This is a genomic window from Aeromonas sp. FDAARGOS 1403 (assembly GCF_019047325.1).
Taxonomy (GTDB): Bacteria; Pseudomonadota; Gammaproteobacteria; order Enterobacterales; family Aeromonadaceae; genus Aeromonas; species Aeromonas dhakensis.
Genome location: NZ_CP077249.1, coordinates 645998 through 662939 on the forward strand (window position 1 = coordinate 645998; position 16942 = coordinate 662939).

Consider the following 16942-nt stretch of genomic DNA (forward strand, 5'->3'; position numbering starts at 1 on the left):
CGCCCCGGATACAGGAACACCATCATGTCCGAGATGACCCCGAGAGAAATCGTCCACGAGCTGGACAGACACATCATTGGTCAGGCCGACGCCAAGCGTGCGGTGGCCGTCGCCCTGCGCAACCGCTGGCGCCGGATGCAGCTCTCCGAGGAGATGCGCCACGAGGTGACCCCGAAGAACATCCTGATGATCGGTCCGACCGGTGTCGGCAAGACCGAGATCGCCCGTCGTCTGGCCAAGCTGGCCAACGCCCCCTTCATCAAGGTCGAAGCGACCAAGTTCACCGAAGTGGGCTATGTGGGCAAGGAAGTGGACAGCATCATCCGCGACCTGACCGATGTCGCCATCAAGCTGGTGCGCGAGACCGAGATGGAGAAGATGAAATACCGCGCCGAGGAAGCCGCCGAAGAGCGCATCCTTGACGCCCTGCTGCCCAACCCGCGCAACAGCTGGGGCGAGGAAGAGAAAGCCGACAACTCCAACACCCGCCAGATCTTCCGCAAGAAACTGCGGGAAGGTCAGCTGGATGACAAGGAGATCGAGCTGGAGCTCTCCGCCTCCCCGATGGGCGTCGAGATCATGACCCCGCCGGGCATGGAAGAGATGGCCAACCAGCTGCAGGGGCTGTTCCAGAACCTGGGCCAGAACCAGAAGAAGAAGCGCAAGATCAAGGTCAAAGAGGCCATGAAGGCGCTGATCGAAGAGGAAGCGGCCCGCCTGGTCAACCCGGAAGAGCTGAAGCAGAAGGCCATCGCCTCGGTCGAGAACAACGGCATCGTCTTCCTCGACGAGATCGACAAGATCTGCAAGCGCGGCGAGAGCTCGGGCCCGGACGTTTCCCGTGAAGGGGTTCAGCGCGACCTGCTGCCGCTGGTCGAGGGCTGCACCGTCAACACCAAGCACGGCATGGTCAAGACCGATCACATCCTGTTCGTCGCCTCCGGCGCCTTCCAGATCGCCAAGCCGTCCGACCTCATCCCCGAGCTGCAGGGCCGTCTGCCGATCCGGGTCGAGCTGACCGCGCTGACCACCGAAGACTTCGAGCGGATCCTGACCGAGCCGAACGCCTCCCTGACCGATCAGTACAAGGCGCTGATGGCCACCGAAGGGGTCAACATCGAGTTCACCCAGGACGGTATCCGCCGTCTGGCCGAAGCGGCCTGGCAGGTCAACGAGCGCACCGAGAACATCGGCGCCCGTCGTCTGCACACCGTGATGGAGCGCCTGATGGAAGACATCTCCTACGACGCCTCCGAGAAGTCCGGCGAGACCTTCGTCATCAACACCGACTACGTCAACGCCCACCTCGGCAAGCTGATTGAAGACGAGGATTTGAGCCGCTTTATCCTGTAAATCGAGAACGAGGAGCTGAGCGCTTTAATATCCTGTAAGCGAACAGCTCAATCTCATAACAAGACGCCTCCCCTGTGGAGGCGTCTTTGTTTTCAGCCCCCTCCCGACTCGCAGCCTGCCCGGGTCACATCGCCTGTTGTACTGCACAGGTCTCTTCCCGCCAGCCAGAGCGCGGCCAGCAGCAACACGCCGCTCAGGGCGAAGCTGGCCTGCATGGCGAAGTGCAGCTCGCTGGCACTGGCGACGGCCGGATCGCCCCCTCCCGCCAGACCGGCAAACAGGGCGCCGAGCCCGGCCGCCCCCGTCAGCTGACCCAGATTGCGCGCCAGGGTCAGCAACCCGGCCACGGCACCGCGGGTCTGTTCGTCGGCGGCGCCGATCACCAGGCTGTTGTTGGCGGTCTGGAACAGGGCGTAACCGGCAGTCAGCAGCAACACGGGCAGCAGGTATCCCACCGGGCCCCCGCCGCTGCCCAGGGTGGCCAGCAGCACCACCGCCGCGCTCATCACCAGCAAGCCCAGTCGCACCACTGTGGTGGCGCCGACCCTGTCCACCAGCCAGCCGGCTGGCATCCCGCTCAGTGCCGCCAGCAGGGGTCCACCCGAGATAAGCAGCCCGCTGGTCAGCGGGCCGAGCCCGAATACTCCCTGTAGATAGAAGGGACCGATCAGCAGGGTCGCCACCATCACCCCGGCCACCAGCGCACTGGCCGCCAGAGCGCCGCGCAGCCGCCGGGTTCGCAGCAACGCCAGCGGCAACAGAGGGGCGGGGGAGCCCAGCTCGCTGCGCACCAGCCAGGCGGCGGCCAACAGCGCCCCGCCCCCAGACCAGAGGGCCAGGACGCCTGTCGTAGTGAGCGCCAGCCCGTAGCCCAGCAGCGTCACCAGCAGCCACCACAGGCTGGCCAGGTTGAGTCGTGCCCCCTGCCCGCTCGCCCCGTCATCGGGCAGACCGGCACGGGCACAGAGCAGCGCCAGCAGGCCGAGGGGGAGCAGCGCCAGGAAGGCCGCCTGCCAGCCCGCCACCTCCAGCAGCAAGCCGCCAAACGAGGGGCCCAGTGCCGTGCCGCAGGCCGACAGGGTGCCGAGCAATCCCATGCTCCAGCCCCGTCTGGCCGGTGACACCAGCTGCCCCACCATGGCCAGCGAGAGCGTCAGCATGCAGGCCGCACTCGCCCCCTGCAGTGCCCGGGCGGCGATCAGCCAGCCGATGGTCGGCGCCAGCGCGCAGAGCAGGGAGGCCAGCGCAAATCCCCCCATGCCCCAGAGCAGCAGCCGACGCCGGCCGAACCTGTCACCCAGCCGGCCGGCAACCACTGTCAGGCAGGTGAGTCCCAGCAGATAGGCCACCAGCACCCACTGCAAGATGGCGAAGGGCAGATGAAAGACCGCCCCCAATGCCGGCAGCAAGATGCCGCCCATGCTGGCCGCCAGCATGGGCAACAGGGTGGCGAGGCCAAGCGCCAGCAGAGCGAGACGAGACGCCGCCAGGGACGGGAAATGGGTTGGTGTTGACATGAGCTGGGTTCCACATAGGGGTGATGACGACAAGGCTAGTGGGGCCGGTGAGCGGGCGGAAGACCCACCAGTTGCAGCTTATCAATGCACTGGACGCCATATGAGGGTGCCCGTTCTCGGGTATGATGAAGCTGGCCCCTCTGCTCCCACTCCGATGAAGGCATGCACATGAGCACTCCCGACCTCAACCTGCTGATCACCCTGGATGCCCTGCTGGACGAAGGCAGCGTGGCGGGCGCCGCCAGACGACTGGGCTTGAGCCCCTCCGCCATGAGCCGGGCCCTGGCAAGATTGCGGGAGACCACAGGCGATCCGCTGCTGGTGCGGGCCGGCCGCGGCCTGGTGCCGACCCCTCGAGCCCAGTTGCTGCGCGAGCAGGTCGGTCGGCTGGTGCAGGAGGCAGAGAGCATGCTGAGCCCCCGACAGGAGGTCGACCCGGCGCGGCTGGAGCGCACCTTCACCCTGCGCGCCAGCGAGGGGCTGGTGGAACTGTTCGGCGCCGCCCTGCTGAGCCGGCTCGCCACCGAGGCGCCCGGAGTACGGCTCCACTTTCTGGCCAAGCCGGACAAGGAGAGCGGCCCCTTGCGCAGCGGCGAGCTGGATTTCGAGACCGGGGTCATCAGCGCCACCACGGCGCCCGAGCTGCGTACCCAGGCCCTGTTTCAGGACCACTTCGTCGCCGTAATGCGCCCCGGTCATCCACTGTGCGACGGCCTACTCACCGCCAGCCGCTACGCCGGGGCGCGCCACGTGCTGGTATCCCGCCGCGGCCAACCCCACAGCCCGGTCGATGAGGCGCTGGCCAAGCAGGGGCTCTCGCGCACCGTCGCCACCCTGGTGCCCGGCTTTGCCACCGCGCTGGCGCTGGTGCGCGGCAGCGATCTGGTGGCCACTGTGCCTGAGCGTCACTGCGCCGCCCTGCTGGGGGAGCTGGTTGTTCGTCCCCTGCCCTTCGCGCTGCCAGCGATCCGGGTCGCCCTGCTCTGGCACCCCAGGCTGGATGCCGACCCGACCCACCGCTGGCTGCGCACCCTCATCCGCGATATCTGCGCCCAGGAGCCTTACCGCCCCCTTCCCTGACGCCCCCCGGTTCTGCTGGCAACCCATGGCTGCCGCCATCCCATGAAGGAATTTTTCACGCTTTTTGACGGTACGGGCATTTCTTTGCAGGGTCAGCCAGGCAGCCCCTGCAGCGGTGGCTCCGCTCCCCACGCCATAACCAATTGCACCACTGGTATACCTATTTATGTATAGCTTTGAATTATCAGGAATTACCCCTGAGGAGATATATAAATAGACACTTGATTTGCATCAATCGCCCGCCCCTGCCGACTGGGTAGCCTAGCCTCAGAATGATGTTTTATTACTCCAAACTAGAGGCAATCATGAGCAAAGTCAGACTGGTCGTTGTGGGCAACGGCATGGTGGGGCACCGCTTCATCGAAGAGCTGATCGAACGGGCCGACCCGGGCCGGTACGAGATCACCGTCTTCGGTGCAGAACCCCGTCCCGCCTACGATCGCGTCCATCTCTCCTCCTACTTCTCCCACCACACCAGCGAAGATCTCTCCCTCGTCAAACCCGGTTTCTACGACAAGCACGGCATCCGCCTGCTGCTCGGCGAAGCGGTGAAAAAAATCGACAAAACGGCCCGTGAAGTGCACTCCAACAAGGGCACAGTGGTCGGTTACGACAAACTGGTGCTGGCCACCGGATCCTACCCCTGGGTGCCGCCCATTCAGGGCAGCCAGCACCACGAGTGCTTCGTCTATCGCACCATCGAGGATCTCAAAGCCATCCGCAGCGCCGCCAAGAGCGGCAAGAGCGGCGTGGTGATCGGGGGCGGCCTGCTTGGCCTCGAAGCGGCCGGCGCCCTCAAGGCGCTGGGTCTCGAAACCCATGTGGTGGAGTTCGCTCCTGTGCTGATGGCCGAGCAGCTCGACGGCCAGGGCGGCCAGCTGCTGCGCCGCAAGATCGAATCCATGGGCGTGCAGGTACACACCAGCAAGAGCACCAGCGAGATCCTGATGCATGGCGGTGAACAGGCGAAACACCGCCTCGCCTTTGCCGACGGCAGCCAGCTGGAAGTGGACGTGGTGGTCTTCTCTACCGGCATCCGCCCGCAGGATACCCTCGGTCGCTACGGCGATCTGGCCATCGCCGAGCGCGGCGGTATCGTCATCGACGATCACTGCCTCACCTCCGACCCCGACATCTATGCCATCGGCGAGTGCGCCGCCTGGCAGGGCCGCTTCTTCGGCCTGGTGGCCCCGGGCTACAAGATGGCCCAGATCACCGTCGACCACCTGCTGGGCGGCGACAGTCGCTTCGAAGGGGCTGACATGAGCGCCAAGCTCAAGCTGCTCGGCGTCTCCGTCGGATCCATCGGTGATGCCCACGGCCGCACCCCGGGCAGCCACAGCTATGTGTTTCAGGACGATCAGGCCGGCGTCTACAAGAAGATAGTGGTGAGCGAAGACAACAGCCGATTGCTCGGTGCCGTGCTGGTGGGTGACGTGGAGGATTACGGCAACCTGCTGCAGATGATGCTCAATGCCCTGCCGCTGCCGAGCCACCCGGATACCCTGATCCTGCCCGCCTACGCCGGCGCCAAACCGACCCTGGGGGTGGATGCCCTGCCAGAGAGCGCCCAGATCTGCTCCTGCTTCGACGTCTCCAAGGGCGACATCGCCCAGGCCGTCGCCGAGGGTCACACCACGCTGGCCGCCATCAAGCAGCACACCAAGGCCGGTACCGGCTGCGGCGGCTGCGTGCCCCTCATCAGCCAGGTGCTCAACGCCGAGCTGGTGAAGCAGGGTATCGAGGTCAACAACCACCTCTGCGCCCACTTCCCCTACTCCCGTCAGGAGCTGTTCCACCTGGTCAAGGTGGAAGGGATCAAGAGCTTCGACGAGCTGCTGGCCAAGCACGGTCACGGCCATGGCTGCGAGGTGTGCAAACCGACCGTCGGCTCCATCCTCGCCTCCTGCTGGAACGACTATGTGCTGAGCCCGCTCAACACCCAGCTGCAGGACACCAACGACATCTTCCTCGGCAACATGCAAAAGGACGGCAGCTACTCCGTCATCCCGCGCATGGCCGGCGGTGAAGTGACCCCGGAAGGGCTGCTGGCGGTGGCCGAAGTGGCCCGCGACTACAAGCTCTACACCAAGATCACCGGCGCCCAGCGCATCGGCCTGTTCGGGGCCCAGAAGGATGATCTGCCCGCCATCTGGCGCAAGTTGCTGGCAGCGGGCTTCGAAACCGGTCAGGCCTACGCCAAGGCGCTGCGCATGGCCAAGACCTGCGTCGGCAGCACCTGGTGCCGCTTCGGCGTGCAGGACAGCGTCGGCCTCGGGGTCTTCCTCGAGAACCGCTACAAGGGCATTCGTACCCCGCACAAGATGAAGTTCGGCGTCTCCGGCTGCACCCGTGAATGTGCGGAAGCCCAGGGCAAGGACGTCGGCATCATCGCCACCGACGCGGGCTGGAACCTCTATGTGGGCGGCAACGGCGGCATGAAGCCGCGCCACGCCGATCTGCTTGCTTCTGACCTCGACCGCGAGACCCTGATCAAGCTGATCGACCGCTTTATGATGTTTTACGTCACCAGCGCCGACAAACTGCAGCGCACCTCGGTCTGGCTCGGCAACCTGGAAGGGGGCGTCGACTACCTGCGCGAAGTGATCGTCGACGACAAGCTGGGACTGGCCGAGACCCTGGAGCGCGATATCCAGACCCTCATCGACAGCTACGAGTGCGAATGGTCGCGCACCCTCAACGAAGAGCAGGCGTTGCAGCGCTTCAGCCACTTCATCAACAGCGACAAGCGCGATCCGGACGTCCAGTTCGTCGCCGAGCGCGCGCAGCATCGACCGGCCACTCCGGCCGAGCGCATCCCCGTCTACCAGATCGAGGTGGAGACCAAATGATGAAACTTGCCTGCCAACTCAACGACATCCTGCCGGGAACCGGCGTCTGCGCACTTATTGAAGGTCGCCAGATCGCCCTGTTCCGCCCGAGCGCGGCGGCCGAGGTGTTCGCCATCGACAACCGGGATCCCTTCTTCGCCGCCAACGTGCTGTCGCGGGGCATCCTCTGCGAACACGACGGCGAGCTCTGGGTCGCCAGCCCCCTCAAGAAGCAGCGCTTTCGCCTGAGCGATGGCCACTGCTTCGATAACCCGGCCATGTCGGTGCAGAGCTACCCCGTTGAAGTGCGCGACCAGCAGGTCTGGGTTGCCGTCTAACACCATGCATATCAGGGCTGCCCGCGGGCGGCCCTCTTGAAGGAAACAAAGATGTATACCGAAACCATCAACAAGTGTGCCGCCAACGCGGCCCGCATCAACCGCTTCGAGCGCAGCGACAAGCTCGGCTTCTGGCTCAGCTCCGCCATGGCGGGGGCCTATGTGGGCCTTGGCATCATCCTCATCTTCACCCTGGGCAACCTGGTGGATCCGAGCATCCGTCCGCTGGTGATGGGGGCCACCTTCGGCATCGCCCTGACCCTGGTGATCATCGCCGGCTCCGAGCTGTTCACCGGCCACACCATGTTCCTCACCTTCGGGGTGAAGACCGGCAAGATCACCATGGCCGACCTGCTGCGCATCCTGCCCCAAACCTGGGCCGGCAATCTGCTCGGCTCCATCGCAGTGGCGCTCATCTACTCCTACGGCGGCAGCCTGCTGCCGGACGCGGGCAGCCTGGCCCACAAGGTGGCGCTGGCCAAGACCCAGGCACCGGCCCTGACCCTGTTCATGAAAGGGATCCTCTGCAACTGGCTGGTCTGCCTCGCCATCTGGATGGCGCTGCGCACCGAAGGGGCCGCCCGCTTCATCGCCATCTGGTGGTGCCTGCTGGCCTTTATCGCCTCCGGCTACGAGCACTCGGTCGCCAACATGACCCTGTTCGCCCTCTCCTGGTTCGGCGCCCATTCCGAGGCCTACACCCTGGGCGGCATCGGCCACAACCTGCTGTGGGTGACCCTCGGCAACACCGTCTCTGGCGCCCTCTTCATGGGCCTCGGCTACTGGTATGCCACCCCCAAGGCCGAGCGCCCGGTCGCAGTGAGCGAGACCACCACCACTGCCAGCCAGACCCAAACCGCCTGATCAGGAGGCCCCATGGACTACTTGCCCATCTTTTGCCGACTCGACAACAAACCCGTGCTGCTGGTCGGCGGCGGCGAGGTAGCACAGCGCAAGGCGCGCCTGCTGCTGGATGCCGGTGCCCAGCTCACAGTCGTGGCTCCCGAGCTCGACCCCGAGCTGGCGGAACTGGCTGCCAACGGCAGCATCGAGTGGCTGGCCGGTGAATTCGCGCCGCAGCAACTGGCGGGCAAGTGGCTGGTAGTGGCCGCCACCGATCGGCGCGAGGTGAACGCCCTGGTCTACCAGAGCGCCAATCAGGCGCGGATCTTTGCCAACGTGGTGGATGACCCGAAACGCTCCAGCTTCATCATGCCGTCGATCATCGACCGCTCGCCGCTGATGGTGGCCATCTCCTCCGGCGGCAAGGCCCCGGTGCTGGCCCGGCTGCTGCGGGAGAAACTCGAAGCCCTGCTGCCCCAGCACCTGGGGGCCGTGGCGGCCTTTGCCGGCAGCCTGCGGGATCGGGTCAAGACGCGCTTCGCCACCATGGGGGAGCGGCGCCGCTTCTGGGAACGACTGCTCGGGGCGGATCGGCTCGGGCAAGCGCTGGCTCGGGGGGATAGCGCCTCTGCCCACCAGCTGGCCGACACCCTGTTTGCCGATGAAAGCCAGACCGGTGGCGAAGTGGTGCTGGTCGGTGCCGGCCCCGGCGATCCGGGCCTGCTCACTCTGCACGCCCTGCGCCAGATGCAGCAGGCGGATGTGGTGGTCTATGACCGGCTGGTCTCCGACGAGGTGATGGCGCTGGTGCGCCGCGACGCCAAACGCATCTTCGTCGGCAAACAGGCAGGCAACCACTGCGTGCCCCAGGAGGGGATCAACCAGCTCTTGCTGGAGGAGGCGAAGAAGGGTCAGCGGGTGGTGCGGCTGAAGGGGGGCGATCCCTTCATCTTCGGCCGCGGCGGCGAGGAGCTGGAGACGCTCGTTGGTACTGGCATTGGCTTTCAGGTGGTGCCGGGGATCACGGCGGCCAGCGGCTGCGCCGCCTACGCCGGCATTCCGCTGACCCACCGCGATCACGCCCAGAGCGTGCGCTTCGTCACCGCCCACGGCAAGGGGGGCGCCCAGGATCTCGACTGGCCGCTGCTGGCCAAAGACAAACAGACCCTGGTGTTCTACATGGGGCTTTCATCCTGCGGGGTAATCCGCGAGCAGCTGCTGGCCCACGGCAAGGGGGGCGACACCCCGGTGGCGCTGATCGAGCGCGGCACCCAGCCGAGCCAGCGGGTCATTTGCGGCACCCTTGACCAGTTGCCCGCGCTCGCCATCGGCGTCGAAAGCCCGGCCCTTATCATGGTGGGCTCGGTGGTGACACTGGCTGACTCCCTCGCCTGGTTCGGGCAAGGGGCTGCCACGGAGAGGGCGCTGGCTTCGGCCTGATGTCACCTCATATGCAAACGCCACCCTGGGGTGGCGTTTCTTTTCCTGCATTTACTGTCATAACCTCTTGTTTTGAGTCTGGTATCCTATGGGGTGTGTCAGCCGGACCACCGAATTCAGGAATTCAGTTTCATGTCTCTCCCCGCCAAGAACAACGCCAAGCAGCGTGAACAGGACAGAGCCCGCATCCTCACCCTGCTGCTCGCCGACGACGCCCTCACCGACAGCCTGCTCGACCCGCAAGGGGAGCAGGACGCCGAACTGCGGGACCAGACCAGCGAGCTCACCCGACTGGTCAACAGCCTGCCCGCCGCCGATATCGCCGATGCGCTGGAGTCCCTGCCGCCGGACGAACGCCACGTACTGTGGCAGCAGGTGGACGCGGACAAGCACGGCCAGATCCTGGTGGAGGCCTCGGAGACGGTGTGGGACAGCCTCATCAGCGGCATGAGCGACAAGGAGCTGCTGCATGCCCTGAGCACCCTCGACATCGACGATCAGATCTATCTGGGCCAGTACCTGCCCCGCAACCTGATGGGGCGGCTGCTCACCTCCATGGCTCCCATGGACAGGGATCGGGTGCGGGAGGTGATCCGCTACGGCAAGCACACGGTTGGCGCCATGATGGACTTCGACCTGGTGACTGTGCGTCCGGATGTGACCCTGGCTACCGTGCAACGCTACCTGCGCCTGCGCGGCCAGATCCCCGATAACACCGACAAGTTGTTCGTCATCGACCGTCGCAACCGGCTGCAGGGAGAACTGCCGCTCACGACCGTGTTGCTGCACAGACCCGAGACCCGGGTGAGCGACGTGATGGAGAAGGATCCGGTCACCTTCGATCCGGAAGACAACGATGAGGCGGCCGCCCGTACCTTCGAGCGGGACGACCTGGTCTCCGCCGCCGTGGTGGATGCCAGGGGCAAACTGATGGGCCGGCTCACCGTCGCCGAGGTGGTGGATCTGGTCTATGAGGAGAGCGATACCGACCTGCGCCGGATGGGGGGGATCAGCGAGGAGGAGGACGTGTTCGCGCCCGTCTCCAAGGCGGTCAAGACTCGCTGGGCCTGGCTCGCCATCAACCTCTGCACAGCCTTCGTGGCATCGCGGGTGATCGGCCTGTTCGAGCACACCATCTCCCAGCTGGTGGCGCTGGCGGCCCTGATGCCCATCGTCGCCGGCATCGGCGGCAACACCGGCAACCAGACCATCACCATGATAGTGCGGGCGCTGGCGCTGCAGCACATCCAGACCGGCAACGTCTCCTTCCTGCTGTGGCGCGAACTGGGGGTGGCCCTGATCAACGGCCTGGTGTGGGGCGGCACCATGGGGGTGGCCACCTACATCCTCTATCAGGATGCGGCGCTGGGCGCCGTGATGACGCTGGCCATGATGCTCAACCTGCTGGTGGCGGCGCTGATGGGGGTCATCATCCCCATGACCATGAGCCGACTGGGGCGCGACCCGGCGGTGGGCGCCAGCGTGATGATCACCGCCATCACCGATACCGGCGGCTTCTTCATCTTCCTGGGGCTGGCCACCCTGTTCCTGCTTTAATCCCGTCTGCAACAAAAAGGGAGCCTTCATGGCTCCCTTGTTCATTCGGCGCGGCCGCTATACCCGGTATTTGGCCACTGCCTGGTTGAGCAACTTGGCCTGCTCGGTCAGGCCGTGACTCGATTTGGCGTTCTCCTCCGCCATCAGGCTCGACTCCTGGGCGATGTCACGGATGTTGTTGACGTTGCGGTTCACCTCGTTGGCCACCAGGCTCTGCTGCTCGATGGCGGCGGCAATCTGGGTGCTCATGTCCATGATGTGGGTGACGTCCTGGGTGATCTGCTCCAGCAGCTCACCCGCCATACTGGCCTGCTCCGAGCTGCTGTTGCCCTGCTCGCGGCAGGTCGCCATCATGCCCACTATGTTGCCGGTCTGCTTCTGCAGCGAGCTGATGATGCCGGCGATCTCCTGGGTCGACTTCTGGGTGCGGATGGCGAGGCTGCGCACCTCGTCCGCCACCACCGCAAAGCCGCGGCCCTGATCTCCCGCCCGCGCCGCCTCAATGGCCGCGTTGAGGGCCAGCAGGTTGGTCTGCTCGGCAATGCCGCGGATCACGTCCAGCACAGAGCCGATGGTCTCGCTCTCCTGCTGCAGCTGGGCCACTTCGCGGGAGGAGTTTTCCAGGTTGTCGGCCAGGGAGCGGATCTGGCTGACGGTGTTCTCCACCGCACTGCGCCCCTCCATCGCCTTGTTGTTGGTGGTCTGGGCATTGTTGGCGGCCTGCTCGGTGTTGCGGGCGATCTCCTCTATGGTGGAGCCCATCTCGGTGGAAGCGGTCGCCACCATGTCGGTCTCCTGCAGCTGGCGGGCCGCCCCCTCACTGGTGCGGCGGACGTTGCCTGAGAGGTGATCCGCCGCCTCGGTCAGAGTGTGCACGCTCTGCTTCACATCGCCAATGAGGTGGCGAAAACCTCCCAGCATGACGTCCAGGTTGCTCGCCAGCTGCGCCATCTCGTCCGCCCCCTGCAGCTCTATCTTGAGGCGCAGGTCATTGTCCTGCCGGATGCGGTTGACGGTGTCGTTCACCCGCGAGATGGGGCGATCGATGCTGCGGCCCAGCAGCATGCTCATGATGCCCATCAGCACTATGATGACGCCGCCACAGACCAGCATCAGGGTGTTGAGGCGCGAGGTCTGCCGTACCAGCTCGTCGGCGATGTGCTTGTCGACCGCGGCGAACCCTTGCTCGGTCTGGTGCACCAGATCCCGCATCTGGCTGCGCAGCCCTTCCCCCTCATTCAGCCCCAGCACCTGCATTCCCTGCACCAGGGCGATGAAGTCCTGCTTGTACTGCTCGCTGGCCTGCTCCAGCTTGCCGCGTTCAGCCTCCGGCAAGGTTGCCAGCCGCTGCTGGAAATCCTTGTGCAGGGTCTGGAAGCGCTCCAGATACTGGATGTCGGAGCGCAGCATGAAGTCTTTCTCCGCCCGCCGCAGCTGCAGCATGGTGATGAGCAGCCCCTGCTCATCCAGCTGCTTGAGCCCCTCCTCCACCTCGTGCACCGCCGTCCGCAGGCGACCGTAGAGTCCATCCTCCGGCCCCAGCCCGATCTTCTGCTGCTGGACCACCAGCTCGTTGAAGGCCTTGCCATAGGCCCCCATCTGCTGATCCAGCATGGTCAGCTCGCCCTGCACGGCACTCAGGTTGTCCTCCTGGCTCAGGGTCTGGTTGAGCCGGTGAAAGTCAGCCAGCACTTCATTGAAGCGGGCAACGAAGGTCGGATCCTTGCGGATCAGGAAGTCTTTCTCCGCTCGTCGCAGATTGAGCATGGCGATCTCGAGGCTGTCCACATTGCGCTGGGCCTCGGTCAGATGGCGACTCACCTGGTTGGAGTAGAAAAACAGGCTGCTCAATACCAGCATGGCTACGGCGACCAGCGCGGTATTCAGGATCAATTTATGACGGATGAGCACGATGAACCTCTCACAAACATGGGGTGGCATGCATTGAGCTTATGCAGAAAACGTTATCCCTGTTGTTGTTCAAGGAATATTCATTGAAATGCCAGTCCCACTCCTTATACTGGATCCCACCTGTTTCCAGCGGTGGATTTGACACAATGGAATACAACACTTCAGAACTGTGCGACATCTATCAGGACATGGTGGATGTGCTCGAACCCATGCTCTGCTCCTTCGGCGGCCGCGCCTCCTTCGGCGGCGTCATCACCACAGTCAAATGCTTCGAATCGAACGGCCTGATCCGTGAACTCGTCAAAGAGAACGGCGTTGGTCGGGTACTGTTGATCGATGGCGGCGGCTCCATGCGCCGTGCCCTGATCGACAGCGAGATCGCCACCACGGCGGCGGAGAACGAGTGGGAAGGGATCGTCTGCTACGGCTGTGTGCGCGAGGTCGACATTCTGGAAGATCTGGATATCGGCATTCAGGCGCTGGCGGCCATTCCGGTGGGAGCCGACAGCAAGGACGTAGGCGAGACCGATCTGCCGGTCAACTTCGGCGGTGTCACCTTCCTGCCGGACGACCACCTCTACGCCGATACCACAGGGGTGATCCTCTCCCCCGATGCGCTCGACATCGAGTAAGCAGAGCAGAGTGAGAATGGGAGCCAAGGCTCCCATTTTTTATGCCCGCGTGCTGCCGGACGCGGACAAAAAAAGAGGGCCAGTAAAAACTGGCCCCTTAACTGGAAGCAATGTGAGCAATGTCGTGCCTTCACAAGAAGTCCATCACGTTGGAACGAATGAAGTCTTTCCCGGAAAACAAGGTAACAATAATCATTCTCATTTAACTAAGCAACCCTTATTTGCCATAAATGCAAAAAAATTGACCACCCCAAGGGGTGGTCAATGTCGTCAGGCTTGCCGTGTGGCCGTTTGCAGGCCGCTCAAACCGGCCTCGCCCACCAGCTTGCGGCTGAGATAACGCAGCAGCACGCCGTAGAGCGGAACAAACAATCCCAGGCTTATCAGCAGCTTGAACACGTAGTCCACGGTTGCGATCTCGACCCAGTGCTCGGCCATGAAGGGGTCCGTGCTGCGCCAGAAGGCGATGGTGAAGAAGGTGATGGTATCCACCAGATTGCCGAACAGGGTGGAGGCCGCCGGTGCCACCCACCATGCTTTCAGCAGCCGCAGCCGGTTGAACACCACCACGTCCATGAACTGGCCCACCAGATAGGCCATAAAGCTGGCCAGGGCGATACGTGCCACGAACAGGTTGAACTCGGCCAGATTGCCAACGCCCTGGAAGCTGCCCTCAAAGAACAGCACCGACAGCGCATAGGAGATAGCCAGCGCCGGCAACATCACGGTCTGGATAATCTTGCGCGCCAGGCCGGCACCGAAGATCCGCACCGTCAGATCGGTGGCCAGAAAGATGAACGGGAAACTGAAGGCGCCCCAGGTGGTATGGAAGCCGAAGATGGTGATCGGCAGCTGCACCAGATAGTTGCTGCTGGCAATGATCAGGATGTGGAACAACGAGAGGCGCACCAGCGCCGTCTGGTGCTGAGCAGGGGTCAGATTCATATTGTGACCTTTTTGGTTAATGGGGTTAGGGAACCCATACCGCCACCATTGGCGATAATTGAGGGGCGAGATTATACGCCCCCAAATTGATAGTTCAATCTTTATGCGGTGGGTTGAGGCTGCGACGCCTGCTCAGCCCTGATGCTGGCGGGCCAGCCAGAGCAACACCTCGGCATCGGCCGGCTGCTCCGCCGCCAGCCAGCAGCCGCTGTAGTGTTCGTACTCGAGCCAAAAGCGGCTCCCCTCGAATTCCAGCAGCCAGCTGTGACGATCGGCGCCACACTCACGCTCGAGCGCCACCAGCTCCCACTCCTGCAACAGGGCATCGGCTAGGGTTGGAAAGCTGTCCCAGTCGAGCGCGGGGTGCTCCAGCGTCACCACCCCGGCCTCCCTGTCTATCTGCGTGATCCGCCAGTTCATCGGCTGCTCCTCAACTGCTGCAAGTGAGCTCGCCACCGCAATACCATGCTGGTTGCGGAGTAGCGAGATCCTCGTATTCGGGTTGTTCATCATAGGGATGCTGCAGGGCCGCAAACAGCCGCTCGAACGGCGCCATGTCTCCTCGCTCGGCAGCCTCGATCACCCGCTGGGCCAGCGCGTTGCGCAGCACATACTTGGGATTGACAGCATCCATCAGCCCCTTGCGCACAGCATCCTCGCTCCCCTCCCGGGCGAGGCGTGCCCGATAGGCCTCAAGCCACCCTTGCCAGGCGGCAGGCTCCGGCAGCAGGGCCAGCAGGCTGGCGGGCCAATCGCCCTGAACGGTCAGCGCCCCCAGCCGACGCAGGAACAGGTGGTAATCCACCTTGTGCGCCGCCAGCAGCCTGAACAGTTCGCGAAACAGCGCCGGATCCTCCTCTTCCCACACCGCCAGCCCCAGCTTGGCGCGCATCAGCTCGGAATAGTGCAGCATCAGCTGGTGCTCGTACTGAGCCAGGGCCGACGCCAGCGCGTCGCCATCGACGTGACCGGCCAGCGCCTGGGCCAACTTCTGCAGGTTCCAGTAGCCGACCGCCGGCTGCTGATCCAGCGCATAGCGACCACCCGGATCCGAGTGATTGCAGACAAAGTCCGGCACATAGGCATCGATGAAGCCATAGGGGCCGTAATCCAGGGTCAGCCCGAGCAGCGACATGTTGTCGGTGTTCATCACCCCGTGGCAGAAACCTGCCGCCTGCCACTTGGCGATGAGCCGCGCGGTGCGGCGCACCACTTCGGCAAACAGCTCGGTCCCGTTCGCAAGCTCCTGGAAATGATGACGCAGCGCATAGTCGATGAGGGCCGGGATCTTCTCCCCCTGCCCACTCCAGGCGAAATACTCGACATGACCGAAGCGCAGATGACTCGAGGCGGTGCGCAGTACGGTCGCGCCCGTCTCCACCTGTTCGCGGTAAACCGGCTCCTGACTGCCCACCAGCACCAGTGCCCTGGTAGTGGGGATGCCAAGGGCATGCAGCGCCTCGGAGGCCAGGTACTCGCGAATGCTGGAACGCAGCACGGCACGGCCATCGCCGAAACGGGAGAAGGGGGTCTTGCCCGCCCCTTTCAAGTGCAGGTCCCAGCGGCTGCCATCCGGTGCCAGCTGCTCCCCCAGCAACAGGGCACGGCCATCACCGAGACGCGGGCTGTAGCCGCCGAACTGATGGCCCGCATAGACCTGGGCCACCGGCTGCATGCCGGGCAAAGGCTGGCCATAACCACAGCAGGCCAGCCAGTCGGCCTCGCTCACCGCCCCCAGCCCCAGCTCGCCGAGCAGCGCACGGTTGAGGTGCAGCAGGCCGGGGGCATGCAGTGGTTGGGGGGCGACGGGCTCACAGGCCCAGGGCAGTTCGGTGGCAAAAGTGTTGATCAGCTTCATGGTGGTGCGGTTCGTCCCTGCGTATGCTCGTGTCACTCTTTATACCGCCGTCGGCCAGCAGTGGCTAACGGGCGATGCGCTATTTCATTTCAAGGAGAAGAAGATGCAAAGATGGTTGGGCGCCCTGCCCCTGTTGCTGTTGTTGTGGGGGCCGGCCCAGGCGGCCGATGTCGAGGCAGGCAAGGCCAAGGCCGCCGTCTGCGCCGCCTGTCATGGGGCCGAAGGCAGGGCCCTTGTCCCCAACTATCCCCATCTGGCTGGGCAAAACGCCGCCTATCTGGTGAAACAGCTGAAGGCTTTCAAGGATGGCAGCCGCAAGGAACCCCTGATGGTGCCCTTCATGGCGCCGCTCACCGAGGCGGACATGGAGAACCTGGCAGCCTATTACGCCAGCTTGAAATAATTCACGGCGTCCGGCCAACGGGCGCCACTCCCCTGATGTGCCGCACGGGCCTGAGTCTGCCGCGGCCGATGACGCCTTGCGAATCTCCCCTACCGGCGGCAGTAGTCGATGATCAAGTCCATAAAGGCTTCCCCGAAACGCTCCAGCTTGCGGTGACCGACACCGTTGATCGCCAGCATCTCGTCTTCCGTCATCGGCATGAATCGCCGCTGACCCCATCTCCACCAGGGTCGA

General features: G+C 64.2%; 15 protein-coding genes. 9 read left to right on the forward strand and 6 right to left on the reverse strand.

All coding sequences use genetic code 11. The features are described from left to right. The first annotated feature begins 24 nt into the window (after window positions 1-24). Complete coding sequence (hslU, locus tag I6L33_RS03175) at window positions 25-1353, forward strand: HslU--HslV peptidase ATPase subunit (protein WP_005306542.1); 1329 nt, start codon at window positions 25-27, stop codon at window positions 1351-1353. Between the two features lie 92 nt (window positions 1354-1445). Here the strand turns inward: hslU and I6L33_RS03180 are convergent, their stop codons facing one another. Next, a complete protein-coding gene (locus I6L33_RS03180; protein ID WP_216973529.1) occupies window positions 1446-2870 on the reverse strand; it encodes an MFS transporter in 1425 nt (474 codons plus the stop codon). Window positions 2871-3038: 168 nt separating this feature from the next. On the opposite strand from I6L33_RS03180, the gene I6L33_RS03185 reads away from it, so the two are divergent. The 6 genes from I6L33_RS03185 to mgtE all read left to right on the forward strand — a co-directional run bounded on the left by I6L33_RS03185 (window position 3039) and on the right by mgtE (window position 10959). Next, window positions 3039-3950, forward strand: a complete 912-nt coding sequence (locus I6L33_RS03185) for a LysR family transcriptional regulator (protein WP_216973530.1) — start codon at window positions 3039-3041, stop codon at window positions 3948-3950. A gap of 305 nt (window positions 3951-4255) precedes the next feature. Then, a complete protein-coding gene (nirB, locus tag I6L33_RS03190; protein ID WP_216973531.1) occupies window positions 4256-6802 on the forward strand; it encodes a nitrite reductase large subunit NirB in 2547 nt (848 codons plus the stop codon). Further along, window positions 6802-7119, forward strand: coding sequence for a nitrite reductase small subunit NirD (gene nirD, locus I6L33_RS03195; protein ID WP_206867246.1), 318 nt, complete (start codon window positions 6802-6804; stop codon window positions 7117-7119). Before nirB ends, nirD begins: the two co-directional genes overlap by 1 nt. A 51-nt stretch (window positions 7120-7170) precedes the next feature. Further along, window positions 7171-7983 carry a nitrite transporter NirC gene (gene nirC / locus I6L33_RS03200; protein WP_216973532.1) on the forward strand — a complete coding sequence of 271 codons (813 nt, stop codon included), beginning with the start codon at window positions 7171-7173 and terminating at the stop codon, window positions 7981-7983. A 12-nt stretch (window positions 7984-7995) separates the two neighbouring features. Beyond that, the gene (gene cysG, locus I6L33_RS03205) at window positions 7996-9402 is read left to right on the forward strand and encodes a siroheme synthase CysG (protein WP_216973533.1); all 1407 of its coding nucleotides are present in this window, start codon (window positions 7996-7998) and stop codon (window positions 9400-9402) included. A gap of 132 nt (window positions 9403-9534) precedes the next feature. Continuing rightward, the gene (gene mgtE, locus I6L33_RS03210) at window positions 9535-10959 is read left to right on the forward strand and encodes a magnesium transporter (protein WP_010635780.1); all 1425 of its coding nucleotides are present in this window, start codon (window positions 9535-9537) and stop codon (window positions 10957-10959) included. Window positions 10960-11016: 57 nt separating this feature from the next. Here mgtE and I6L33_RS03215 read toward each other — a convergent pair whose 3' ends face one another. Further along, window positions 11017-12870 carry a methyl-accepting chemotaxis protein gene (locus tag I6L33_RS03215; protein ID WP_206866061.1) on the reverse strand — a complete coding sequence of 618 codons (1854 nt, stop codon included), beginning with the start codon at window positions 12868-12870 and terminating at the stop codon, window positions 11017-11019. Window positions 12871-13016: 146 nt separating this feature from the next. Between I6L33_RS03215 and rraA the strand changes: the two genes are divergently transcribed. After that, window positions 13017-13502 carry a ribonuclease E activity regulator RraA gene (rraA, locus tag I6L33_RS03220; RefSeq protein WP_005306574.1) on the forward strand — a complete coding sequence of 162 codons (486 nt, stop codon included), beginning with the start codon at window positions 13017-13019 and terminating at the stop codon, window positions 13500-13502. A gap of 270 nt (window positions 13503-13772) precedes the next feature. On the opposite strand, the gene I6L33_RS03225 is transcribed toward rraA, so the two are convergent. From I6L33_RS03225 to I6L33_RS03235, 3 genes are all read right to left on the reverse strand, one after another. Further along, window positions 13773-14447 carry a 7-cyano-7-deazaguanine/7-aminomethyl-7-deazaguanine transporter gene (locus I6L33_RS03225; RefSeq protein ID WP_010635778.1) on the reverse strand — a complete coding sequence of 225 codons (675 nt, stop codon included), beginning with the start codon at window positions 14445-14447 and terminating at the stop codon, window positions 13773-13775. Between the two features lie 132 nt (window positions 14448-14579). Then, a complete protein-coding gene (locus tag I6L33_RS03230; protein WP_216973534.1) occupies window positions 14580-14867 on the reverse strand; it encodes a DUF3630 family protein in 288 nt (95 codons plus the stop codon). A 10-nt stretch (window positions 14868-14877) separates the two neighbouring features. Next, window positions 14878-16305, reverse strand: coding sequence for a YdiU family protein (locus I6L33_RS03235; RefSeq protein ID WP_216973535.1), 1428 nt, complete (start codon window positions 16303-16305; stop codon window positions 14878-14880). Between the two features lie 103 nt (window positions 16306-16408). Between I6L33_RS03235 and I6L33_RS03240 the strand changes: the two genes are divergently transcribed. Next, window positions 16409-16708, forward strand: coding sequence for a c-type cytochrome (locus I6L33_RS03240; RefSeq protein WP_005306588.1), 300 nt, complete (start codon window positions 16409-16411; stop codon window positions 16706-16708). An 89-nt stretch (window positions 16709-16797) separates the two neighbouring features. Here the strand turns inward: I6L33_RS03240 and I6L33_RS03245 are convergent, their stop codons facing one another. Further along, entirely contained in the window at window positions 16798-16908 is a 111-nt protein-coding gene (locus tag I6L33_RS03245; RefSeq protein WP_080631854.1) for an HRDC domain-containing protein, read from the reverse strand. Window positions 16909-16942 lie beyond the last annotated feature (34 nt).

Excerpts from the sequence above, each read along its gene's own strand:
- hslU (WP_005306542.1), top strand. The coding sequence starts at position 25 with ATGTCCGAGATGACCCCGAGAGAAATCGTCCACGAGCTGGACAGACAC.
- I6L33_RS03180 (WP_216973529.1), bottom strand. The coding sequence starts at position 2,870 with ATGTCAACACCAACCCATTTCCCGTCCCTGGCGGCGTCTCGTCTCGCT.
- I6L33_RS03185 (WP_216973530.1), top strand. The coding sequence starts at position 3,039 with ATGAGCACTCCCGACCTCAACCTGCTGATCACCCTGGATGCCCTGCTG.
- nirB (WP_216973531.1), top strand. The coding sequence starts at position 4,256 with ATGAGCAAAGTCAGACTGGTCGTTGTGGGCAACGGCATGGTGGGGCAC.
- nirD (WP_206867246.1), top strand. The coding sequence starts at position 6,802 with ATGAAACTTGCCTGCCAACTCAACGACATCCTGCCGGGAACCGGCGTC.
- nirC (WP_216973532.1), top strand. The coding sequence starts at position 7,171 with ATGTATACCGAAACCATCAACAAGTGTGCCGCCAACGCGGCCCGCATC.
- cysG (WP_216973533.1), top strand. The coding sequence starts at position 7,996 with ATGGACTACTTGCCCATCTTTTGCCGACTCGACAACAAACCCGTGCTG.
- mgtE (WP_010635780.1), top strand. The coding sequence starts at position 9,535 with ATGTCTCTCCCCGCCAAGAACAACGCCAAGCAGCGTGAACAGGACAGA.
- rraA (WP_005306574.1), top strand. The coding sequence starts at position 13,017 with ATGGAATACAACACTTCAGAACTGTGCGACATCTATCAGGACATGGTG.
- I6L33_RS03225 (WP_010635778.1), bottom strand. The coding sequence starts at position 14,447 with ATGAATCTGACCCCTGCTCAGCACCAGACGGCGCTGGTGCGCCTCTCG.
- I6L33_RS03230 (WP_216973534.1), bottom strand. The coding sequence starts at position 14,867 with ATGAACTGGCGGATCACGCAGATAGACAGGGAGGCCGGGGTGGTGACG.
- I6L33_RS03235 (WP_216973535.1), bottom strand. The coding sequence starts at position 16,305 with ATGAAGCTGATCAACACTTTTGCCACCGAACTGCCCTGGGCCTGTGAG.
- I6L33_RS03240 (WP_005306588.1), top strand. The coding sequence starts at position 16,409 with ATGCAAAGATGGTTGGGCGCCCTGCCCCTGTTGCTGTTGTTGTGGGGG.
- I6L33_RS03245 (WP_080631854.1), bottom strand. The coding sequence starts at position 16,908 with ATGCCGATGACGGAAGACGAGATGCTGGCGATCAACGGTGTCGGTCAC.